This window comes from Chryseobacterium sp. CCNWLW53, from assembly GCF_037083525.1.
Lineage (GTDB): Bacteria > Bacteroidota > Bacteroidia > Flavobacteriales > Weeksellaceae > Chryseobacterium > Chryseobacterium lathyri.
The window spans coordinates 301,478-320,562 of the sequence record NZ_JBAOJR010000001.1 but is presented as its reverse complement, the minus strand read 5'-3'; the positions used below and the strand labels follow the sequence as shown (position 1 = coordinate 320,562).

The window sequence follows — 19,085 nt, the reverse complement described above, 5'->3', positions numbered from 1 at the left end:
GGCTATTTTTTACATTCAAAAATAAAGGCGGAAGCAATATTCTTACTCATCGGGTGATACTGTAAAATCACATCCAGAAATTTAATAGGGAAGGTAAGGCACATCACAATGATCAGTAAAATATTGTGCAGAGGTTTAATACCAAAAGAAAATAACATGACAATCCATTCCTGTAAAGGCCAGAGCATTCCTCCTGTAGGGCTTATGGAGTGGATTTTAAGGTCTTTAAAGGCAGCGAACTGTACTTTGATCCCCTCATAGGTATATCTTTGGAAGTCATATGGAGAGGCGTGAAAAGCCTGCATAAAAGGAATCTCGCATAAGAGTTCTCCGCCAGGCTTCAAAACCCTGTGGATCTCTGCAATTACCGCCTGAGGATCCGGAACATGCTCCAGAACAGCAATATTGATAATCTGATCTATAGAATTATCTTTAAAAGGAAGCTTGGTAATATCGCAAACGACATTTACCGGATTGTAGGGGATAAGATCAACATTGATGATATCATCTCTTAGGTCCGTATATCCGCTTCCTAGATTGACAACAACTTTATCAGTATTTTTGGTTTTTTTAAGAACCCTACTTAAGAAAAAATATCTTGAAGGATATAAAGGGGCAATGATATAAATGAGAAGTTCATATAACCATACATATTTTTTGAAAAATGTTTTGATCTTGTCTAAAGAATCAGAAACAATGTCTTCATCGAATTCAAGAAATACAAATTTTCCGTTTTTGTATTCATAATTAAACTTAGCGGTATCAATAATTGATTCTATTTTGTCTTTCATCTGTGTTTAACGTTTAAGGGATATATAATATTGGGGATACTGATAATTTTAAGTGTTGACCGTTTTTTCGATAATGGTATACGGCCTGTTTCTCACCTCATTATAAATTCTGTAAATATATTCTCCAATAATTCCTAAACTGATCAGCAGGATAGAATTGAAGAAAAGAATAATAATGATAATAGTGGTATAACCAGCTACTTCAATCTCATTTGTAAAATATCTTATGATTGTAAAAAGGCTGAATACTATTGAGATCAGCAAACCGATATTTCCTAATATACTAATGATTTGAAGAGGAAGGGATGAAAAAGAAAAAATTCCGTCTTTAGCAATGTTAATAAGTTTTTTTAAAGAATAGCCAGATTGCCCCTCTATTCTTCCACTTCTGTCATATTCCAGACCGATCTGTTTAAAGCCCACCCAGGCCCTTATTCCTCTCAGATAAGGATTCTGTTCATTAAGGGTTAGCATTTTATCTTTTACATTCTTTGTCATGACACAGAAGTCGCCGGAATCTAAGGGTATTTTTGTTTCACTTATCGAATCAAGGAGTCTGTAAAATCCCGTATAGGCCAATTTTTTTAATCTGCTTTCCTTTCTTTTTTTTCTAATGCCATAGGCAACTTCATACCCCAGATCTAGTTGGGTGAAAAAACGGGGAAGCAAGGATGGGGGATCCTGTAAATCATCATCAATAATAGCAATATAATCGCCAGTAGCATAATGGAGACCTGTTTTTACAGCGATCTGGTGGCCAAAGTTTCTTGAAAGTTTAATTCCTTTGATATAGGGGTACTTCCTGGAAAGCTCTTCTACCACTTCGAAACTATTATCCGGGCTTCCGTCTTCTACCAGGACAACTTCCAAATCCCAGCCGGACTCCTTTTTTTGGACGTCAACGGCTTCTATGGTTTTGTGAAGAAATTTGGCCGAACGATAAACCGGTATTACGAGGGTTATTTTTCGATTCATTGTGTAATAAAGTTTAAAAATACATAAAATAATTATATTTTTAAAAACGTAGGTCCTTCCTGACTTACTTCTGCTTTTATTTTATTCAGAATATCGGCCTCTCCGGATATTTTTTTATATTTTTCCATCAGCTGCTTTGAAACACTAAGTTTACCCAGTGCCGAATTTTTAAAGATACTTTGGATCAAAGCTTTTTTTTCTAATTTCAGTGCATCCGGAAGATTGGGATTCATGATTTTGGTTTCAAGAGTCAGATCTTTATATCGGGTATAATCTACTTTATCAAGAAACTGTTTACCATCATGTACTACCTTGCTGCCCGGGGCGAGAATCACTTTCTTTTTGTGAAAATGTAGCCTGTTCACATATTCGTTATCTTCACCGTAATGAAAGAAATAAGGGTTGAATCCTCCAACGGTTTCTATCGTTTTTTTAGGCAATAGCCAGTGTGCGGCATTCACAAAACTGATTTCATAGTAAGGTTTCAGTGTCTGGAAATACAGATCAGATATCAGCCTGGTTTTTTCCCAGTTATGAGCAATATATTTATCTAAAAATATATCAAGCTTCTTTTCTGTTCCATCTACATGGACAGGACTTATGATTCCAACTTCTTCTTGATGGGGATGATCATGATATATTTCCAGAAGTTTTTCAATGCTGTCTTCATAGAGCCATGCATCCTGATTCATAAGGTAAAAAAAATCTGCTCCTTTTTGGTAGGCTGCTTCTATACCGGTATTATTGGCTTTCCCGAATCCAAGATTCTGCTCAGACTGTATGAAATGTACTTCAGGAAAATGTTTTTTTATATAATCCTGAGTTCCGTCCGAAGAGCCGTTGTCCACAACGATGCACTGTAACGGAACTGATGACTGTCTTAAACTGGTAAAACATCTTTCGGCCCATTTCATGGCATTGTACGTAACGATAATAACGTGAATACTGAGCATGGCGGTTCTAAATATACTTTCGGGTTATAGATTCCAGATATTCCTGGGGATGTATTCCTGAGAAAAATGTCTGTGTATCTTCATCAAAATCTACTTTATAAAAATCTCCTTCATCTACCTGTGAATAGAGCGCTGTATTTCCTGTTTCTTTTTCAATGGAAGAGATAATCTCTTTCAGATCATAATAATAAGGAAAGGCAAAGTTGACTGTTCTGTTGCTAAAACCTAAACAGTGGGAATCCAGAAATTTTGAAATATCCTCAATATCTAAAAGAAGTCTTCTTGCTTTAAGATGCAGGGAGAATTCCTTTTTGTTTGCAATCTGCGTTTTAAGAAAATTAAAAAGGGTATTCGGATTTCCTCCTTTACCTACCACATTTCCTACCCTAAGGATAAGGAAGCTGTCAGCATTGTTTTCGATATAATTTTCAACTGACTTTTTGTGTATTACATAAGCACTGTCCTGTTTAGATTGGTCATGAATGCTTAATGTAGAGAAATAGACCAATTTTTTTTCTTTATTTTCTTCATATACAGATTTTAAAAGAGAAAACTCTCTTTCAAATTCTGCAGCTCTTGTTTCCAGTGAGTTTGACACTCCGGAAGCAAAGAAAACCGTGTCGTTTCTGTCATAAGATTTTACAGCATTGGCTATCATACCATTTCCGATAATCATACGTTGTGTTTTTTCATTAAATGTGTTATATAAGGGGAGCAAAATTTCATATTATGACTTGTGAATCAAATGGCTTTATCTTAAAAAATCAAAGATATGAAAATAGTATTTCATTTTTATCCTGGTTATAAAACGATCAGGAAAAGAGAGTTTCATCAGATAGTCTTTATACTTCCTGTGGCAGTAATTGATGTATTCTTTACTCAGTTCAGTATTTAAATTTAATCCGGAAACTGCATTTTTCACAAAAGAATACCTCTTGAATATAACAAAAACCTCTTCACGGGTCAATGGATTTTCTTCTTCGGCAGTGAACTTTGAAAATTTATTAAATCCGATATTCTGCTGTGGATGAATCCTGTATTCTCCCAGAACCGAATCTTCTATCCAAACCGAATTGGTATCGGCAGCCAAAAGAAGAAGTTCATAATCGTGGATAATTGTTTCATTTACTCTTTTTAACGGCAGATGTTTTTTTAGAAAGGTATTACGGACCGCCATACTCATTCCGGGGAATACATTTCCCTGATATAGCAAACGTTTGACTATTTCCTGGAGGGCTCTGAAATGTTCGGGGTTAAAGTTTTCGATGTCCCAATAATTCAGGTTTTCCTTGTTATCCAGGGATTCACCGAAAAGTTTAATATTGTGGCATACCGTATTGATCTTCTTATGTTTTTCAAAAATTTCTGTGATCACTTCCGTTTTATTGTCATACCAGCGGTCATCCTGATCGCATAGTAATACAATATCACCGGAACATAAGCTCATGGCTTTTTCAAAATTACGTACATACCCCAGATTCTCCATATTCTGATATACCTTGATGATCTCTGGGTATTGTTCTGCATAGCCGGAAAGTATTGGCAATGTATTATCTGTAGAGCCATCATCACAGATAATGATTTCAGAAACCGACAGAGCCTGGTTCAGAATACTGTCCAGCTGTTCGGCAATATAAGCTTCGCCATTATAGGTACATAGTGCTACAGATGAGGTCATAGTATATAGATTTCTCAGTTTTTTTTCTGAAAAAGAGTGTAATAATATCTTTTCAGGGCAAGATATCCCGAAACAACTTTACCACCGGTTGCTTTATTGAATTCATGCTTCAGCTGTGAAAGCTGGGTCATATGAACGTCAATCATATGATAGGCAAGCCTGTCGTGAAGCTCATCTCCATATAATTTTTTTAATATGGGAAGCAGGCTTGTTCTTTGACGCAGAACTTTATAAGGATCGGAAGATAAACTTTTTTTATCGTCTTCTTTACGGTAATGGGCCAGTGGTTCATCAATCAGAAGTACCTCAGGATTGTTTCTGGTAATATACATCCACATCAGCCAGTCTTCATTAATACTTAAGGAAGTATCAAACGTAAATCCTTCAAGAAGTTTTCTGGAAATCAGAGCACAGTGTATGGGAATTGTAAATTTAAGGTTCCACCCGAACACGATATTTTCAAAGGTGGCAAAATCTTTTTCAATGCGGTTGTATCCCGGAAAATGAGTTTTGTTTTTGTAAATCGTGAACTGGCTTAGAATCAATGGATATTTTTTTTCACCGGCAAGGCTTTTTGCAAACTTTTCACGGTGTAAAGTGTCATCAGAATCCAGGAACTGTATATAGTCTCCTGAAGCCCGTTGAAGCCCTGCATTCCTTGCGGAGGAAATTCCCCCATTCTCTTTACTGATGTATTGAAAACGTCTGTCTTTTTCTTCCCATCTTTGGGCAATTTCTTCAGTATTGTCACCGGAACCGTCATTCACAATAATGCACTCCCAGCCAGTAAAGGTCTGATCTGCCAAAGACTGCAGACATTCATCAAGATAGGCTGCCTGATTGTAACAAGGAACGATTATGGAGATTGCAGTATTGCTCATTACAGGTATTTATAAAATTTGCATAAACCCAGCATGTTGCCCAGCTTTACCCATCGGGAGTTTTTGATTTGCTTTTTCAGATTGGTATTGTGGGTGACTTCCTTATCGTATTTTCTGCGGAGTACATAACTTTCTAAAAATTGCTCTTCTATATTAATCCCTCTCCGTTCGGCCATCTTTATAAGGGCCACCCAATGCCAGAAAGCCGCCTGGTCTTCACTTTTGTTGGAGATTCCTCCTTTATGCACCCTGTAGAGATAAAGGTCTTCGTCTATGTATTTTACGGGAGCTACCTCACACATCTTCATGTACCAGTCTTTATCTTCGGCAATTTTGAGATAAGGGTCTATCCCTGATGTTTTATTGTAAACAGATTTTTTTAACGTGGCAAAACTGGTGATCTCAGCATTAAAGTTCAGGTATTTTTTATCTAAGGCGGTAATTTGAGCTGCCTTGTGAACTCTTACCTTGTTTAACTGGTCATCACAGTAAACAAAATTGGAATATACCAAACCTACATCCGGATTCTGTATGTGTACATTAAATACCGTTTCGAGTGCAGTACTGATCAGTGCGTCATCAGGATCCAGGAAACCACATATTTCGGAACCGCTTAGTTCAATAAGTTTTCTTTTCGTAAATCCTATTCCTTTATTGCTGTCATTGGTGAAAATCTTAAAACGGGAATCTTTTTCAGTTATATTTCTGATAAGTTCCAGAGAATTGTCTGTAGAAGCATCATCTAAAATTATAGCTTCCCAGTCTGTAAGGGTTTGGGAAAGCAAACTGTCAAAACATTCTTTGAAAAAACGTCCGTTATTATAATTGGCGATTAAAACAGTTATTTTAGTCATTGCTGCTTTCTTTTGATAATATTTTTTTCAGGGCTTCCAGATAACCGAATCCATTTTTACGGTCCGGTTCCAGGATATTTCCTTCTGCCCACTCATTCCAGGATTTTACCACTAAAAATTTTTCGGGATAATTTTTATCTTTCAGAAAAGTTGTTGCTTTTTCTACCTGTTTTTCAAAAAGTGCCGGGCTGTTATTACCTAAAATAATACCGCGGTTACCACTTCTCGGGGTATTATCCCAATTGGAAATAAGACATGGGAAAGTATCAACATCCGTTTCATCAAAATGAAGATCATTAATTACATCCGGTGCATTCTGAATATCCACAGGTTTTTGAAAGTCAGTTGTTTTAAGTCCCAAAAGACCTTTAATTCTGTTGGTGTAATACTGTTTTGCAGTAATTAAAGGCTTTTTATTCATGTACGGGCGCCATGCTCGTAAAAAGGCATTTGATATCTTCCCCTGATATCCTAATGTCTTATATCCGTAATCGTCTTCTGTTTTGTTGCTCCCTATTAAATAAAGATCATCAAATCCATTTTCCTTGGCGAGACTTCTGAATTTTTCAAGATAGTCCGGAGCCTTTTCATGGATGTTGATTGGATCATAAACGATGAAAATAGGTTTATTATCTACTTTAATATATCTTTCATCTTTGAAGAAAGGCAGAAGATATTGGAAATGGGCTGTTAAATCTTCATCGGTAGGATATACCTGTTCAGCTAGTATTTTATTTTTTAAGCCATGCCAGATTCCCGACCAGGTTTCGTTAGCCCAGCAAAAACAGAATGGAAAGTCCGGTTTTCCGGATTCCAGTACTTCATTGGCAATACGCTCAAGCAGCTGTACTCCGTTTCCAAACCAATAATGGTAATAAATAAAACCGTGTACTCCATAATCGCGTGCCATCTGGGCCTGCTGTTCTCTCACTTCGGGAACGCGCAGATCATAATATCCCAGATCTGCAGGGCAGATAGGCTGCTCATGTCCTTCAAATAAAGGTTTCGCCTTTCCTACATTGGTCCATTCTGTAAATCCTTTTCCCCACCATTCATCATTTTCAGGGATGGGATGGTACTGAGGAAGGTAAAATGCAAGCGTTTTTATTTGTTTCATAAATTATTTTTCTAGTGTTTTTATCAGTTTGGCAGGTATTCCTGCAATCACAGAGTTCTTTGGAAAACTTTTGTTAACAACAGAATTAGCTCCTATGATAGAGTTTTCACCAATAGTAACCCCGGGTAATATGCAGACTCCTTCTCCGATCCATACATTGTCTTCAATAATTACCGGACCTTTGGAAGACAGAGGTCTTTCAGCAGGAACCCAGTCCAGATCTTCAGCACTGATATTTCCATGATAATGGTCCGAAATATATATCCTGCTTGCCATAAGCACATTATTGCCAATACTGATCTTATCAATGGCTCCGATGTGAACATCAGAATTAAAATTCACATTGTTTCCAATATGAATTTCCGGCTGGAAAGATTTTCCGTAAAAACGGTCCCAGGCCTCAAGCCTTAAGTTGAATAATGAGCTGAAATTATCACCTATGCTAATATATTGAGGATTTTTGATCCAATATGTTTCTGGAAGGCTTGATTGCTTTCCGAATGCTTTGAAATGAGTTTTTGCCCAATTGTTATTCTGCTGCTGTTTATATTTTTTATAAGCTTCAGAATGCAAAATTCCGAATAAAAATTTAATGATATGTTTTTTTATAAAGCTCATATTTTTCAGGTCTACTTTTCCAGTGATGAATAATACTCGTGAATCAGGCTGTTGATATTTCTTTGTTCTGCTTCTTCGAGTTCATAATAGAACGGAAGTCTCAAAAGGCAGTCTGTAAAATGATCTGAGTTCGGAATATCAATAGGAGAGTTATCTTTTAAAAAGAATTCGCTTTTGTTCAGACTCAGATAGTGGAACACAGGATGAATATCTTTTGTTTTTAAGAACTGAATGAGGTTGGATCTTTCTTCATAGCTTCTGCAGATGATAAAGAACATATGTGCATTATTGGTCGCATAAGCCGGTATTTCCGGCAGTGTTATAAATCCTTTATCTTGTAACGGTAATAGATTGCTGTAATACTCATTCCAGATCGTGATTCTTTTTTCCTGGATGGTACCCAGGTTTTCAAGCTGTGCATATAAAAAAGCAGAGAGTATTTCTGACGGGAGAAATGATGATCCAAGATCTACCCAGCCGTATTTATTGACTTCCCCTCTGAAAAATGCACTTCTGTTAGTCCCTTTTTCACGGATAATCTCAGCACGTACATTATATTCAGGATTATTGATAACGAGCATTCCCCCTTCTCCACAAATGATATTCTTGGTTTCGTGAAATGAGAAAGCAGCGAAATCTCCAATGGAGCCTAATGCTTTTTTGGTGCCGTCGGAAAAAGTATAATAACTGTCAATAGCCTGTGCAGCATCTTCTACAACGAAAAGGTTGTGCTTTTTGGCCAGTTCCATGATTTTTTCCATATCACAGGCAATACCTGCATAATGTACGGGAACGATTACTTTTGTTTTTTCAGTAATATGCTTTTCTATTTCTGCAGGATCTATATTGGGATTATCGGGATATGAATCTACGAAAACTATTCTGGCGCCACGCAAAACGAAAGCATTGGCAGATGAAACGAAGGTATAGCTGGGAACAATTACTTCATCTCCGGGCTGAATATCACATAAAATAGCAGCCATTTCCAATGCATCGGTACATGATGTGGTAAGCAGTACTTTTTGAAAGCCAAATTTTTCTTCAAAAAAGGAATGGCACTTCTTTGTGAAAATTCCGTCCCCGGAAATCTTACCGCTTTTTACCGCTTCTTCAATATATTTAAGTTCGTTTCCTACTATAAATGGCTTATTAAATGGGATCATAGTGTTTTAAATTTTGAATCTTTAATTTTTATAAATCTTTTTTCAATATAGGTGAAAGAAATGTAACTGATGAAAACAGTTAAAGCCGGAATACCAATATATATTCCGATATTAAATGCAAATATATTATTATAAAATGCTAATATCTTATAAAAAATAGGGAATAGCAAAAACATCACAAAAGGATGGTACATATAAATTCCATAAGAAATGTTTCCCAGATATGAAAAATATTTGTTTCTAAAGTTAAGTGGGTTATACTGATTGATGCTTATTAGGATCAACAGTAGAAATATAAACCCTAAAATAAGATTCTGAATATACAGTTTGAAAACAGGAACTGTAATGAATAATCCTATCAACAGCAGTGCAGCTATATAGATAAATCTACTCTTTGTATATTTTGTTATAAAATCAGAATATTCTGAATAAAAATAACCTCCCAATGAACCAATGGCCATATATTCAAATGGAATAATAGCGGCTATTGTACTAAATATAGAATTGTAAAACTTAAAATTAATCATTATGAAGGTTATCAAAATAGCTCCAAAAACAACTGCGATAATTTTCCGGCTAAAAAAAGAAACGATGAGAGGCCATATTATATAAAATTGTTCTTCTACCCCTACAGACCAGGATTGGGATGCTCCTACAATAACTTTTCCTTGGTGTAAAGCAACATTAGGGAGAAATAAAGCATAAAGAAGTATCGTTTTTAAATCATAATCCGATAAGCTAATAACTAAACTATAGTAAGAGGAAGTGTTGGAAAATAGTGTAAAAGAATTGACTAAAATGGGTATTAAAATAAAAGATATAAGAAAGATAATATAGTATAAAGGCCATATTCTGAATATCCTTCTCAGATAGAATTTTTTAAAATCTATGCGGTTGTTTTTCTTTTTTTCTGATAACAAAAGATACGTGATCAGAAAACCACTGAGTACAAAGAATAGATGTACACCGTTCTTACCTAAGTGTTCGATGAAATAGGCTGTATATTTTGAATCAAATAAGGAAGCTAATTTGTCCCGATATTTGAATAACTCAATATGGTGCATAATGACAGAAAAAGCAGCAATTGCTCTTAATTCATTTAATCCACCAAAAAAAATGTGTTTTTTTGAGTCCATCTACTTATCGTATAAATTTTACAGGATTTCCTACATATAATCCCGGTTCATCAATGTCTTTGATAACAACACCGCCGCCTCCGATCTGGGTTTTGGCAGTCATTGTAATATTATCTATAATAGTGGAATTAATACCTATAATGCACTGTTCTTTCACGTTTACAAAACCTGCAATAGCAACAGATGGAGACAGAAAAGAATGTTTTCCTATCACTGTGTCATGAGCCACTGTGCATGAAATATTCATTAATACATTATCTTCAATCGTTACATTCTGGTCAATAACACAGCCGGGATATATGACCGATCCCTGTCCAATGGATGCAGACTGATCTCTATAACAGGAGGAATGAATAAATGTATGAAACGGAACTTTTCCTTCAAGGCTTTGAAACAGTTCTTTTTTTGCATCAAGATGCTTATAGCCAATGGCGATTAGAATTACATCAAATTCATTTTGCTGATATTTTGTAATTACATCTTGGTTTCCTCCAATAACTGGAATTTGATCAATAATAGTATTCAGCGGCTGAAACTCATCAAAGAAAGCAACCACCTTATCGCTGGAATCATGATGGATATGATACGCAATCTGCTGTCCTAAATGTCCCGATCCTATGATGGCAATTCGTTTCATATATAATGTATTATTTCTTTGAAACTTGAAATCCTGTTTTCTGCATAAGGAAATATATTCTCTCTGTCAATCAGTAAAGTATTCATTCCTGTTTTTTGTGCAGGAATCACATCCAGTTTTAGTGAATCACCAATATATAGAATATTTTCAGGATTTACACCAAGTTTTTCAATAGCAAGGTGATAAAAATCTACTGAAGGTTTTCTGCAATTTTCATTCTCAGAAATAATAATTTCGTCAAATATATTTTCTCCAATTAATTGATCTGTCAGATTTTTCAGCGTTGAATTGAAGTTAGATAAAACCGCTTTTTTGATATTAAGTTCTTTTAATATGCCGCAGTCATCAAATGCTGCCCAAGGAAGATATGAGCAGGCGGAGAAAATGTCGGATAATATTTTTTCTGTAGGAATTATACCCAATGCTAATAATAATTCAGAATTAAATTCTGTGTAAAAGTCTTTTGTTGTTCTGTCGGGAAAATTGATGATTTCAGAGACCATTTTATGTCTCAAAAATAATGCTTCCTTTTCTACAGAATAATGGTGTTTTTCAAGCACTATAATTAATTGATCCCACAGGGAGGGCTTGTGAATTAATGTATTAGCAGCATCCAATAATAAAATTTCCATATTTTAAAAGATATAATGAGGCGATGAATTATCTTTTAAATCATCAATATTAGATTGGTTCGGATAAATAACATCCATTAAAATTCTAACTGCAACTCCTTCAATAATATTGGTTTTGCTAGGAAGAATATTGTAAAGATGTTCTTCTAATGTATATTTAACATCTTCAAAACCAAAATTAGATCGGATGGAATTAGTTCCGGAAATCCTGCAGTTGACTTCGAATGGAATAATGTTCCCCTGCTCATCAACAATAGATTGAAGGTTTGCACTTCCCACAAAATCATTTTTATCGACAAGTTCTTTTAGTATTATTTCCAGTTCTGTGTCAAAAGATCTATTTACAGTACATTCGCTGGTAGCTCCATTTTCTAAGGTACGTTCAAGGTTTATAAAACCATGAAGCTCATTATTTTTGTTGACATAAAATGCAGTGGTAATTTCTTTTCCCTGTATAAGTTTCTGTACCATATAAGTTTCATCAAATCCAGATAAATCCTTAGGGTTAATATGTAGTCCTCTTGATCCTCTTCCTTCCCGAGGTTTTACAATATAATCTATGAAAGTACCTTGAATATAGTCTTTTGGAAGATAGGCTTCTGCAAAAGGAAGATTATTTTCTTTATGATGTTCATAAGATAAATATTTATCTAAATATTTTTTTGATGTACTTACCTCGCTTACTACTGCCTGAGCCTTCAGTTTGTCTTTATGTAATGCCAGATAATATACTTCATAGTCGGTAGATGGAATGATCAAATCTATCTTTTCCTTTTCAATGATAAAGTTAATGATATCAATATAGTTGTCCGCCATTGCATAAGGGACCTTATAAAATGCATCACACAGGTGATTGCCTGCAGAAAAATCTATTACATTGCAGCCAACGAGACGAATAGGAAATTGAGTTTTAATAATGTTTCTTAAAATACCCTGACCTACATTTCCTCCGATTCCTGTGACTAATACCGTTTTGTTTTCCATTGTATTAATTCTTTTACTCCTTGTTCCAAAGTGGCAAAGGTATGTTGATATAAAAAATGGTTAGATTGTTTATATTCTACTGATCTTGATAGATCCTCTCCCTTAAAATCGATGGTACAGTTTGTTATTTTTTGTATTATTTGTGCGACTTCTTTATTACTGTAATTCTTGGGTGAAATCCCCATTATAATAAGGTTTTCAGTACATAATGCTGCTTTTCTCGCAAGTGAGGCAACATCTTTTGCATGTACATAGTTTTGAATTCTTGTACCGTCTCCTAAAAGTGTTATATTATTTTCTTCTATTGCAGATTCAATAATTTTAGGCAGAAAGGTTGTTTCTTTCATTTCTTCATCATACATGGAGGAAATTCTTATAATTCCATATTTAGAGTGTTGCTCAACTATTTTTTCACCCCAGAGCTTACTGATTCCATAAATGGATTGAGGAGAAGGTTTCGTTTTCTCATCAATAACTCCAGATTCTATCGCATCATAAACTGCAACGGATGAAAAGAAAATGATCTTGGCCTGTATAAATTTACGGCAAATAGACTGGATTAATTTAATGTTGACATCATAGAGCTCATCACTTTTATGTATGTCATTTGTGATTATAGCACTTACGATATAAACAATGTCATAATTGGGATTTAAATGGTCTATGTTTGAAATAGAAAAGCTCTCAACGTGCTGATCAGATGGTTTACTATTGTATAAGACATTAACTTCATCGTTGACATGCTCAAGAATCAATCGTTTTGATAAAATGCTGTGAGCACCTACAATCAATACTTTCATAATTTATAAAGTTTCAATTTCCGGAATGTTAATAGAATATTCTTTATCGTGCCAAGTGGCAGCTCCTACGTCCATCCACGGCTTTTCCATTTGTTTCTTTAGAAAACCTTTTTCCCAATTGTGAGGAGTATCAATCTTTTTTACTTTGATTATAAATGTAGCGTCATTCAGGTTTATTCCATTCATGTTAGCCCAAAATGCTGTAAAATCCCGAATTCCTTTTTTAAGATTATTTTGATTTATTATGTTGTCATTAGTCCGGAAAGACCATTTTGCCCAAGTGGGCCCATAAAGATATGAACCTGTAGTTCCATCCTTTTTAATTATTGGGAGCCAGGTTTCCTTACCATTTTCATCTATGTAAGATAATGCTATAATATGATTGTATTCGCTAAAATGATAATCCATAAAAACAGCATGATGGGTAATTCCCAGATAAGTTTTGGATGGCTTTTCTACTGCGCTTGAGAGTTTGCTTATTTGTTTTCCTAGTAAGGTATTTTCAAAACCTCCTTTTTTTCCTATTGAATTATAAGAAACAATTACCTGTAGCAATATGATGATACACAGACTTATTTTGATAAGAGAGATTTTGAGGTCTTCAAGGGTGTAATTCTGAAGGATTTTCAATTTATCCTCATCAGGAGGAATTACAGGTGGTGTATAGCCGCAGTTTTCTTCCGTACAGCGCTCTGTATTTCTGTTTTGGGCGACATACTGATAGACTATTTTTCCTATATGATAAATTCCAGGAATGTGTAAGATCCAGCTTAACGGCTTTAAGTAAGTAATGACATTGAAAACCTGAATATATGTGTCCAGTCCTTTATAAACTTTTCCGTTTCGTACAGAATGAATGTCATCCAGAAGTGTATCTGTAGGGATATTCTTTAATAATTCATTTTGTTCTGCGTAATACTGTACCGTTTTGAAATCAATCCTTTTTGCAATATCAAAGTGTTGGATAGTAATTTTAGTACGGTTGCATAAAGGGCATTCACCGTCATAATAAAAGGTAAGTTTTGCAGGTTTTTCAGAGGTTTTAAATAATTTTTCCCACCAGGAAACAGGAACCATCAATAGGTAAATGGCACACATCCCTAGTCCAAACCAAGGAATAGGGTAGCAAATTACTATCCCTAAATGTAATCCTAAACCTATTATTAACATTGGAACTCTCCATTTTTTGCGAAAAAAAGTAAACAGGAGAGTGGTCTCAAATGCTAAAGTTAGGTACCCAAGAAATAACATCAGATATTTTTGATCGAGCACATAAGGTATAGAAATATAATTAGTGTTTGGAACAGAAGTAGGTAGCCACATGCCTAAACCTTTTATCCAAAATACTGATGTAAATTTATATAGTATAGAGTCAAAATACACAATGGCAATCCCAACAAAAACAGGAATGAGGTAAGATAAAACACTTACTTTTTCAGGAGGGCTGTACTGGAATCTGGTATTGGAATATTTATACTTTAGCAGAAGCCTGTCCAAAGAGAGGTTTCTGGATATAGGTAAAAACATCAGGAGAAAGTTCATCCCAAGATAGGCATAAAACATATGATACTCATAGCTATTGATGCTGCCAATAAGAATAATGGTCATCAGATAATTGACAATGGTTGCCAGTCTTGTGAAGAGCCCCAGCATTATAAAAATGAGGGCAATCATCCATATTTTTATAGGGATCCCAAAGTCGATTTCCGCAGGATCTAAAAAAGGAATTTTATCGAAGATCAGATGTTTGAAATAATTGAGCTGAACAACTTCACAGAATAACACCAATGTGTAGGCAATCCTGAAAATGGAAAGCCCAAGCCCGGAAATTTTTTTATTATAAAGTCTTTTGATCATCCTGTTCTAAAATTTTGGTGAAAATTTCTTCCGCATATTCATACGATGAAAATTCCTGAACCTGCTGTACCGCATTTTTTGAAAAAGCTGCATATTGGTTTTTATCCAGTTCAAATATTTTTCTGATTCCTTCTGCCAGCTGGCGGCTGTCTTTCATAGGAATTTTGTATCCGTTGTAATCGTCAATGACCATATTGGTTAATACTCCTGTGTTGAAGCCTACAACGGGGGTTCCACAGGCTAAAGCTTCCGAAACCATCATCGGGCCGGAATCTTCAATAGAAGAGTTGACAAAAACGTCCGTTGCCTGATACAATAATGATAACAGTCTGTAATCCTTGATATAATCTATTTTCTGCTTCTTAAAAGTAACCCTGTCAAATTCTTTATTTATACTGTTGGAAACAACTAAAAGATTTATTTTATTTTTCAGATCTTCCGGAAGCTCCTGATCCAAGATTTCTAAAGCTTCAAGAAGATATTTAAAACCTTTACGGGGATCTTCCATATTCTGTGCTCCGGTAAGGATATAAAAATTATCCTCCGATAAAGAGAAAATATTTTTAGCGATATTTTTGTTCTTATCGTTGAGCAGGGTAGTATCTATCAGGCTGTTGATATTGTAGATGATCTCCTGCTCCCTGTAGATTTTTGATTTTTTTGCCTGTTCCAGGGTTAAACCCGATCCCGCAATAATTTGAAAAGAAGCTTTTTGGGCATTTTGATATTTTCTTTCCAGATTATCCTTTGCCACGTGTTTTTGAGATTCATCGGGAATTGCCGGACAGTGATCACAATTGTTCATATAGCCTTCACATCCCCAGGAAAAATGACATCCTCCTGTAAAATGGTTCATATCCACTGTGATATTGTATATTTTTGCCCGCGTGGCTTTTTGAATGTTGAAAAGATCCGTACTGTTAAGAAAATCAATGGTCATACCAGTAAAAATATAATCCGGGACGAAGCCCACAGATTTTAACAGACTTTCCACATTGATATGTTCTGTAATTTCATCTTTGCTCAAAAAAGAATATTTACTTTCTGTTATCAATGCTTTTTTTACTGCAGCCTGAGGCTGTGTCAATTTTGTTTTTATTTTCCGTATTGCCCTCTCTGTTAAAGATAAATTTTTAGTAACAGGAGGATGCTGTATAGGAATATAAGGTTTTATAAAATCATCCGCTTTCGTTTTATTCTTTACACACATCACCACTTCATGTCCCATATTTTTTAAAATATGAGCTACTTTGTACATGGCTTCATAGGCGCCGTTTACATCGCCTGTAGATAAAACTAATATCTTTTTCATAAGTACTTACATCCATAGTACAGGAGGATGAATGATGCCATTATCAGTATCTCCCGTAAGAAAGTTTTCATGCCCTGTTTCAACGATACTGATCTGGATGCCTCCCTTTATATAATCATAAAGTTCGACCCCCGGAGTATCTAATGCTACAGAAAGTATATACGTGTTGGGGATAAGCTTGTTGCCCTCGATCTGTATAGACAGGCTGTTCTCATGCATATCGTCAAATGTTTTTCTTGTAATGAAAATAACATTTTCAAACTTGTCTAAGATGGCAATATTGACGCGTACTCCCTTAGTAACACTTCTGTTGATATAGTCTATATTGATGTTAATATCATCGGTATGACTGAACTCCATGGTCTCAATATTCTTACTATTGAAAATTTTGACATTGTGAATCTGAGCCTTTTTACTCAGGTCTTCAATGTATTTGAATTCAGAGTTTGGAGATAATTCATGGATGATATAGTTTTCCAGAACCTGATTGATACTTCCTTGGTCTGCAAGCATACCGTTCTTCATAAGAATACCGCTATTACATAACTGTTTTACGGCAGCCATATTATGGCTTACAAATAAAATGGTCCTTCCCTCTCCTCTGGTAACATCGCCCATTTTTCCAATACATTTTTTCTGGAAATCCGCATCTCCTACAGCCAAAACCTCGTCAACGATCAGGATTTCAGATTCAAGGTGTGCGGCAACTGCGAATGCAAGACGCACATACATCCCCGAAGAATATCTTTTTACCGGAGTGTCTATATATCTTTCCACTCCTGAGAAAGCAACGATCTCGTCAAATTTTCTGGTAATCTCTTTTCGAGTCATTCCGAGAATAGCACCGTTGAGAAAGACATTTTCACGCCCCGTCATTTCAGGGTGAAAACCTGTACCAACTTCCAGTAAAGAAGCAATTCTGCCGTTGGTGTGTATTCTTCCGGTGGTAGGCTTGGTCACCTTACTCAGGATTTTCAGCAGGGTAGATTTTCCGGCCCCGTTTCTTCCGATGATTCCTACAGCACTGCCTTGCTCGATTTCAAAATCGATATCACGGAGTGACCATACATATTCAGAATTTCCTTTTGTTGCTCTGTCGTTGGCTTCTCCGATTTTTAAATATGGATCTTCCTTACCTCTTACTTTGTGCCAAAACCTGTTCAGGTCGTGAGAAAGCGTACCTGTTCCCACTTGTCCGAGACGGTATTGTTTTGATATATTTTCTGCTTTTAAAGCCAGCATAGTTTAATTGGAATTTAAAATTAATAAAAGATGGTGTTCCTAAACGGTGTCCATGAAAGTTTTTTCAACCTTATTAAAAACAACAACGCCTATCATCAGAAGGACCAAAATGATCACTGAGCTGACTCCCAGCATTGCAGGTGAAAAATCTCCGGAACCGATCCATGCATATTTAAAACATTCAAAAATGCCTGTCAGTGGATTATAGTAAGCCAGTTTTCTGAAAATACCCTGTAAGGCAGATACCGGATAAATTACCGGAGTTGCATACATATACAGGCTTATCCCGAATCCCAACAACATGCTGAGGTCTTTGTATTTGGTAGTAAGTGAAGAAAAAATCATTCCAACTCCTAAAGCGAAAAAAGCCATCAGGATGATGAGGAATGGTGTGGCAAGAACCCAGATGTTAGGATGAACTTCTCCTTTGGTAAGGTAATATATCCAGGCCAGGATGAATAAAAGGAATTGTACTGTAAACCGCATCAGATTGGATATTACTATTGACAAAGGGGTTACGAGTCTTGGAAAATAAACTTTTCCAAAAATACCAGCATTCCCGGCAAATGTATTAGACGTTGCAATAAGTGAGGTCGAAAAATAATTCCAGAGGGTAACTCCTGCAAGGTAAAATAAGAGGGGAGGTCCATCTGTGGGAAGTTTAGCTATTTTACCAAAAACTACAAGATATACCACCGTAGTCAAAATAGGGTTAATAAAAAACCAAACCGGGCCTAATACAGTTTGTTTAAAGCTGGAAACAAAGTCTCTTTTAATAAACATATAGACTAAATCTTTATATCTCCAGACCTCTTTAAGTTTTAAGTCCAATAAAGAATGATCGGCATCAATCGTTTCTGTCCACTTCTGCTGTGGTTCATTCATTTGTGTAAGTTTTTGCAAATTTAAAATATTTAATTCTTATTTAGTATTTTTAATTAGTGAATAATTATTCACATAAATCCGAAAATAACAACTAATATATTAATATTTGTTATTATGAACAAAAAACTATTAGCCATAAAGCTAATATTTTTTTAATTATAGTGTGAGTTATTATTTTGCTTAGAATATTCACTGGAACTATTTATGATATTATTCACTAAGCTTGGAATCCGTTAATGGCTTATTATAATTTATATCCTTCTTTCTCTAAAACGGAAGGAACAGGAAGGTGCAGTACTTCTTTGTGCGTTTTTTCAGACACAGGATTGAAAAATGATCAGCTCAGGCTGGAAAACTGATGGTAAGTGTTGATCGAAGTATTCTATTTTCTTACCTCAAACTACAAATATGTTCAGCACGAAATCTTTCACAACAATACAACTTTTATTGAATTTTTGATGTTAGAATAATCAGGTTTGGAAACCCAGCTGCCAATTTCAGAAATACCGGAATTCTATTGTATAACTGTGAAAAAATACATCAATATATATTCCGGATTAAGGAAGATAT

Annotated in this window: 19 protein-coding genes; all 19 read right to left on the bottom strand. The window is 35.3% G+C overall.

All coding sequences use genetic code 11. The features are described 5' to 3' along the window. Window positions 1-2 precede the first annotated feature (2 nt). Window positions 3-791, bottom strand: coding sequence for a class I SAM-dependent methyltransferase (locus V6R96_RS01505; protein WP_111958950.1), 789 nt, complete (start codon window positions 789-791; stop codon window positions 3-5). A gap of 48 nt (window positions 792-839) precedes the next feature. Continuing rightward, complete coding sequence (locus tag V6R96_RS01500; RefSeq protein ID WP_336377791.1) at window positions 840-1,766, bottom strand: glycosyltransferase family 2 protein; 927 nt, start codon at window positions 1,764-1,766, stop codon at window positions 840-842. Between the two features lie 32 nt (window positions 1,767-1,798). Then, window positions 1,799-2,719 carry a glycosyltransferase family 2 protein gene (locus tag V6R96_RS01495; protein ID WP_336377790.1) on the bottom strand — a complete coding sequence of 307 codons (921 nt, stop codon included), beginning with the start codon at window positions 2,717-2,719 and terminating at the stop codon, window positions 1,799-1,801. Between the two features lie 7 nt (window positions 2,720-2,726). Then, window positions 2,727-3,395 (bottom strand): NAD(P)-dependent oxidoreductase, encoded by a 669-nt coding sequence (locus V6R96_RS01490; RefSeq protein WP_111958956.1) that lies wholly within the window; start codon window positions 3,393-3,395, stop codon window positions 2,727-2,729. Between the two features lie 75 nt (window positions 3,396-3,470). Further along, entirely contained in the window at window positions 3,471-4,397 is a 927-nt protein-coding gene (locus V6R96_RS01485) for a glycosyltransferase (RefSeq protein ID WP_111958958.1), read from the bottom strand. 14 nt (window positions 4,398-4,411) lie between these two features. Further along, window positions 4,412-5,278, bottom strand: coding sequence for a glycosyltransferase family 2 protein (locus V6R96_RS01480; RefSeq protein WP_336377789.1), 867 nt, complete (start codon window positions 5,276-5,278; stop codon window positions 4,412-4,414). Next, window positions 5,278-6,132, bottom strand: a complete 855-nt coding sequence (locus V6R96_RS01475; protein ID WP_336377788.1) for a glycosyltransferase — start codon at window positions 6,130-6,132, stop codon at window positions 5,278-5,280. The genes V6R96_RS01480 and V6R96_RS01475 overlap by 1 nt, the downstream gene beginning before the upstream one ends. Continuing rightward, window positions 6,125-7,249, bottom strand: a complete 1,125-nt coding sequence (locus V6R96_RS01470; protein ID WP_336377787.1) for a glycoside hydrolase family 99-like domain-containing protein — start codon at window positions 7,247-7,249, stop codon at window positions 6,125-6,127. The genes V6R96_RS01475 and V6R96_RS01470 overlap by 8 nt, the downstream gene beginning before the upstream one ends. Window positions 7,250-7,252: 3 nt before the next feature. After that, complete coding sequence (locus V6R96_RS01465; RefSeq protein WP_336377786.1) at window positions 7,253-7,867, bottom strand: DapH/DapD/GlmU-related protein; 615 nt, start codon at window positions 7,865-7,867, stop codon at window positions 7,253-7,255. An 11-nt stretch (window positions 7,868-7,878) separates the two neighbouring features. After that, window positions 7,879-9,030, bottom strand: a complete 1,152-nt coding sequence (gene rffA / locus V6R96_RS01460) for a dTDP-4-amino-4,6-dideoxygalactose transaminase (RefSeq protein WP_111958968.1) — start codon at window positions 9,028-9,030, stop codon at window positions 7,879-7,881. Continuing rightward, window positions 9,027-10,166 carry an acyltransferase gene (locus tag V6R96_RS01455; protein ID WP_336377785.1) on the bottom strand — a complete coding sequence of 380 codons (1,140 nt, stop codon included), beginning with the start codon at window positions 10,164-10,166 and terminating at the stop codon, window positions 9,027-9,029. Before V6R96_RS01455 ends, rffA begins: the two co-directional genes overlap by 4 nt. Window positions 10,167-10,170: 4 nt before the next feature. Beyond that, window positions 10,171-10,803 carry an acetyltransferase gene (locus tag V6R96_RS01450; protein ID WP_336377784.1) on the bottom strand — a complete coding sequence of 211 codons (633 nt, stop codon included), beginning with the start codon at window positions 10,801-10,803 and terminating at the stop codon, window positions 10,171-10,173. Beyond that, window positions 10,800-11,435: an HAD family hydrolase gene (locus tag V6R96_RS01445; RefSeq protein WP_336377783.1), complete on the bottom strand. Its 636-nt coding sequence runs from the start codon at window positions 11,433-11,435 to the stop codon at window positions 10,800-10,802. The genes V6R96_RS01450 and V6R96_RS01445 overlap by 4 nt, the downstream gene beginning before the upstream one ends. Window positions 11,436-11,438: 3 nt before the next feature. After that, entirely contained in the window at window positions 11,439-12,419 is a 981-nt protein-coding gene (locus V6R96_RS01440; RefSeq protein WP_223558157.1) for an ATP-grasp domain-containing protein, read from the bottom strand. Continuing rightward, a complete protein-coding gene (locus tag V6R96_RS01435) occupies window positions 12,398-13,219 on the bottom strand; it encodes an NAD(P)-dependent oxidoreductase (RefSeq protein ID WP_336377782.1) in 822 nt (273 codons plus the stop codon). Before V6R96_RS01435 ends, V6R96_RS01440 begins: the two co-directional genes overlap by 22 nt. A gap of 3 nt (window positions 13,220-13,222) precedes the next feature. Next, window positions 13,223-15,076, bottom strand: a complete 1,854-nt coding sequence (locus V6R96_RS01430; RefSeq protein WP_223558159.1) for a DCC1-like thiol-disulfide oxidoreductase family protein — start codon at window positions 15,074-15,076, stop codon at window positions 13,223-13,225. Next, window positions 15,057-16,388, bottom strand: a complete 1,332-nt coding sequence (locus tag V6R96_RS01425) for a glycosyltransferase (RefSeq protein WP_336377781.1) — start codon at window positions 16,386-16,388, stop codon at window positions 15,057-15,059. Before V6R96_RS01425 ends, V6R96_RS01430 begins: the two co-directional genes overlap by 20 nt. A gap of 6 nt (window positions 16,389-16,394) precedes the next feature. Next, entirely contained in the window at window positions 16,395-17,630 is a 1,236-nt protein-coding gene (locus tag V6R96_RS01420) for an ABC transporter ATP-binding protein (protein WP_336377780.1), read from the bottom strand. 39 nt (window positions 17,631-17,669) lie between these two features. Next, window positions 17,670-18,515, bottom strand: coding sequence for an ABC transporter permease (locus V6R96_RS01415; protein ID WP_111958982.1), 846 nt, complete (start codon window positions 18,513-18,515; stop codon window positions 17,670-17,672). Window positions 18,516-19,085 lie beyond the last annotated feature (570 nt).